Genomic DNA, 4,558 nt, shown 5'->3' with positions numbered 1-4,558 from the left:
GAGGGGCTCCCGGCCACAGGTCTGCGAGACTCTACTACGCCCTGACCACTCGTTCGAGGGGTGAACCGGTCCACCGACCGGTCTCGTCCCGCACACGTCAGAAACCGGTCACCCGTCCTCCGCTACGCATCCGGAACATCCGTCGATGCCCGGAATGCGGCGCCGGCGCGGGACCCGCGGCCTCCGCGATTCCTTCCCGGCGCCTCCCCCTCGCCTCCCCCTGACCTCCCCGGGCGCGACACCACCGGAGGGGAGCCGTGCCGATCTCGTCGTGTCACCGCCACAACCCTGGGCAGTGACAGGGCGATCCGATAGTTTCGGCGCACCCCGTACCACCCGTACGACCGGCACCGAACTGGGGAGGACCGTGCGCGAGTTCACCACCCCCGCCCCGGCCGCGCCCGAGGCCACCGGAGGACTCGCCGACTCCCTCTACGACACCGCCGAGCGCACCCCCGACCTGGTCCAGCTGTCCTGGCGGGCCGGGGACGGGCAGTGGCAGGACGTCACCGCCCGGGAGTTCCGGAACCAGGTGCTCGCCCTGGCCAAGGGCCTGCTCACCCACGGCGTGCGCTACGGCGACCGGGTGGCCCTGATGTCCCGCACCCGCTACGAATGGACGCTGTTCGACTACGCACTCTGGTCGATCGGCGCCATCACCGTCCCGGTCTACCCCACCGCCTCCCCCGAGCAGGTGCGCTGGATCCTCGCCGAGACCCAGGCCGTGGCCTGCCTGGTCGAGGACGAGGACGCCGCGATGACGGTCGGCGCGGTCTGCGACGCGCTGCCCGACCTCACCGGCATCTGGCAGCTCGACCGGGACTGCGTCGCCGCGATCACCGAGGACGGCCTCGGCGTGCCCGACTCCCTGGTGCACCGCCAGCGCCTCGGCGTCGCCACCGGGAACATCGCCACGGTCGTCTACACCTCCGGCACCACCGGCCGCCCCAAGGGCTGCCTGCTCACCCACGCCAACCTGGCCGCCGAGGCCGACGCCCTGCTCGCCGGCTGGGGGGACGTCCTGCGCGACACCGGCGGCGGCCGCCCCGCCACCCTGCTGTTCCTGCCGCTCGCGCACGTCTACGGGCGCGCCGTGCAGATCGCGGCGATCCGCGGCGGCTTCCGGATCGGGCACGTCCCCGAGGTCTCCACCGACGCGCTGCTGCCCGCCCTGGAGACCTTCCGCCCGACCTTCCTGCACGCCGTCCCGTACATCTTCGAGAAGATCTTCCAGCAGGCCCGGCGGGCCGCCGAGGACGCCGGCCGCGGCGAACTCTTCGAACAGGCCCGGCAGGTGGCCGTCGACTGGGCCGCCGCCCGGGAGCAGAAGGCCTTCGGCCGCGGCCCCGGCCCGGGCGCGGCCCTGCGGCTGCGCCACCTCGCGTACGAGCAGACCGTCTACCCGAGGCTGCGGGCCGTGCTCGGCGGCCGGGTGCGCAGCGTGATGAGCGGCGGCTCGACGCTCCGGCGCGAGCTGGGCCTGTTCTTCACCGGCGCCGGCCTCCAGCTGTACGAGGGCTACGGGCTGACCGAGACCACCGCCGCGATCACCGCCAACCCGGCCGGACGGCAGAAGCTCGGCACGGTCGGCCGACCGGTGCCGGGTGCCTCGGTGGCGATCGCCGACGACGGCGAGGTGTGGGTGCGCGGCGGCTCGGTCTTCGGCGGCTACCTCAACCATCCGCAGTGCACCGCCGAGTCCCTGGTCGACGGCTGGTTCGCGACCGGCGACCTGGGCCGGCTGGACGAGGACGGCTACCTCAGCATCACCGGCCGCAAGAAGGACCTGATCGTCACCAGCAGCGGCAAGAACCTGGCTCCGGCGGCCCTGGAGGAGCGGGTCGAGGCGCATCCGTTGGTCTCCCAGTGCCTGGTGGTGGGCGACGACCGCCCGTACGTCGCCGCACTGATCACGCTCGACCCGGCGGCACTGGCGCACTGGCTGAAGACCCACGGGCGGGAGCAGTCGGACCCGTGGACGGTGCTCGCGGACGAGGAACTGCACGTGGAGGTCCAGCGTGCGGTGGCGGCCGCGAACACGGCCGTCTCCAGGGCCGAGTCGATCCGCGCCTTCCGGCTGCTGCCGCGGGAGTTCAGCGAGGAGCAGGGGCTGCTGACCCCCTCGCTCAAGCTACGGCGGACGGCGATCGCCGAGTACTACGCGACGGACATCGAGGAGCTGTACCTGTCCTGAACCGGGCCCGTCCGCCGGGTCCCTGACGTGACGTCTTGTCCCGTGCTCCCCGGGCGTGGTGACCGCGAGTCGGCCGACCGGGACCGCCGGGTTCACCCGCCGTTCCCTTGACGGCCCCATTGGTCTAGTCCATTGTTGCGACGATCCGGGGTTCCGCATCCCGGAGTTCCACGTTCAGAATTCCTCGCTCAGAGTTCCACGTTCAGAGTTCCACGGTCCGATTCCGCTCACGCTCTCCCCACGGGCGTGCCCCCACTTGCTGGAGTCCTCACGTGTCGATGTCCACGTGCCTGTCCTCGCGCCTGTCCACGCGCCTGTCCGTGCTGGCCGTCTCCGTCGCGCTGCTCACCGGTCTCGTTGCACCCGCGGCCTCCGCCGCCGCTCCCCCGGCCGGCGGCCCGGGCACCCAGGCCGCGCCGACCGTCAACCTCGCCACCAACCCCGGCTTCGAGCTGCCCTCCCCCGACCTCGCCGACTGGGGCAGCGTCCCCGGCTGGAGCTGCACCGGCGGGCCGGCCGAAGCGTCCGTCAGCACCACCGCCCCGCACGCCGGCACCTCCGCGCTCACCGTCACCCCGGCGAACGCCGACTCCACCGGCGAGTGCGCGCAGGCCGTCGCGGTCCAGCCCAACACCACCTACACGGCCTCCGCGTGGGTCCGCGGCAGCTTCGTCCACCTGGGCGCCACCGGCACCGGCAAGGACGTCGCCCCCGCCTGGACGGAGACCACCGGCGGCGGCTGGCAGCGGCTGAGCACCCGGTTCACCACCGGCCCGAACGCGCGCAGCGTCCGGCTGTACGTGCACGGCTGGTACCAGCAGGGCCCGTTCTCCGTGGACGACGTCCGGGTGGACGGCCCCGCACCCGCCCCGGCCGTGGCCGCCGGCTCCGTCCCCACCAACGACAAGGTCGTCTTCTTCACCGTGGACGACGGCTGGCAGCGCACCCCCGAGGCGGAACGGTTCATCGCCGACCACCGGCTGCCGATCACCGCCTTCCCGCTGCCGATGCCCGCCACCGCCGACCCGGCCTTCTTCCAGCGGGTCACCGCCGTGCCCGGCTCCTCGATCCAGGACCACAGCGTCTCCCACGCCGACCTCAGCACGCTCCCGCTGGAGCGGCAGCAGGTCGAGATCTGCGACGCACGCGACTCGATGACCCGCCTCTTCGGCACCGCGCCGACGTTCTTCCGCCCGCCGTACTTCACCTGGAACGCCGACACCCTGCAGGCCGCCGCGAACTGCGGCATCCGCACCGTGCTCACCGCCGACGCGGACTTCAGCTGGGGTGCCGCCAACATCTGGCACCCGGGCCCGCTGCAGCCGGGCGACGTCGTGCTGATGCACTGGACCGACACCCTCGCCGCCGACCTCCAGCGCGCCCTCGCCGCCGCCGACGCCGCCGGGCTCAAGCCGGCCGGCCTGGTCGACTACCTGCACTGACGGGAACCGTCCGGAGCCGCCGACGCGCTCCGGACCCGACGTGCACCGGACCACGTACTCCGGACCCGACGTGCACCGGACCACGTACTCCGGACCCGACGTGCACCGGACCACGCACTCCGGACCCGACGCGCCGCCGCCTCCGAGGGGAGCGGCGGCGCGTCGCCGCTCACGGCCGAGGTGGGGCTCCCACCCGGCTCGGGCCCGGTGGCAGCTCAGCCACCGAAGGCATCCCCCGTCCAACCGATCAGGCGCGCCTCGAAGTCGGCGGCGGAGGTGACGCCCTGGGCCGGTGATCCCGCTCGTTGACAGCGTGTCCGCGGCCTGGCTCTAATGGGGGCGTGCAGCGCGGCGTCGGCCAAAGAGCAGTGGGCCGGCCGGCAGCCGAGCCGGCACTTTCCGAAGGGACGATGCGCGATGAGCACTCTCTCCGCTTCCCTGATCTGACGCCGGGCGGTCACCGCGGTGCCCGCGTGCGCGAGCCGCGTCCCGCGACGGATGTCGCCGGACGGGCCAGCAGCCGTAGCACCGGACCGGGATCCGACCATCGGCGCCGATCGATCATCGGCCCCGATGACGGCCCCGTCTCCGGCCCCGATCTCCGGTAACGGCACAGGCACAGGCACAGGCACAGGCAACGACGCAGGCACCGGCGCCGCTTGTGGCCGCAACTCCCCTTTCCCCTCTGGAGATCCATCACACACACATGTCCATGTCCTTCAATCTGAACGTCATCGAGGAGTTCCGCGCCAACGGCGGGCGGGTCGGCGGCCCGTTCGAGGGCGGCGACCTCTTGCTGCTGACCACCACCGGAGCCCGCTCAGGGCGGCCGCACACCGTGCCGCTCGGGTACGTCCGGGCGGAGGGGCTGCTCCTGGTCGTCGCCTCGGCCGCCGGGGCACCGGAGCACCCCCAGTGGTAC

3 protein-coding genes are annotated in these 4,558 nt (G+C 73.1%); all 3 read left to right on the top strand.

All coding sequences use genetic code 11. From position 1 onward, the window contains the following. Positions 1–367: 367 nt before the first annotated feature. A complete protein-coding gene (locus tag ACIQOV_RS28795) occupies positions 368–2,194 on the top strand; it encodes an AMP-dependent synthetase/ligase (protein ID WP_401053417.1) in 1,827 nt (608 codons plus the stop codon). Positions 2,195–2,472: 278 nt separating this feature from the next. Further along, entirely contained in the window at positions 2,473–3,636 is a 1,164-nt protein-coding gene (locus ACIQOV_RS28790; RefSeq protein WP_401053419.1) for a polysaccharide deacetylase family protein, read from the top strand. Positions 3,637–4,342: 706 nt separating this feature from the next. Then, a partial coding sequence (locus ACIQOV_RS28785) for a nitroreductase/quinone reductase family protein (RefSeq protein ID WP_401053415.1) occupies positions 4,343–4,558 on the top strand: 216 nt, incomplete at its 3' end.

Source organism: Kitasatospora sp. NPDC091257 (assembly GCF_044757675.1).
Taxonomy (GTDB): domain Bacteria; phylum Actinomycetota; class Actinomycetes; order Streptomycetales; family Streptomycetaceae; genus Kitasatospora; species Kitasatospora lactacystinica.
This window is presented reverse-complemented; position numbering and strand designations above follow the sequence as displayed.

What these genes read in the sequence shown, in the direction of transcription:
- ACIQOV_RS28790 (WP_401053419.1), top strand. Translation starts at nt 2,473, where the DNA reads ATGTCCACGTGCCTGTCCTCGCGCCTGTCCACGCGCCTGTCCGTGCTG.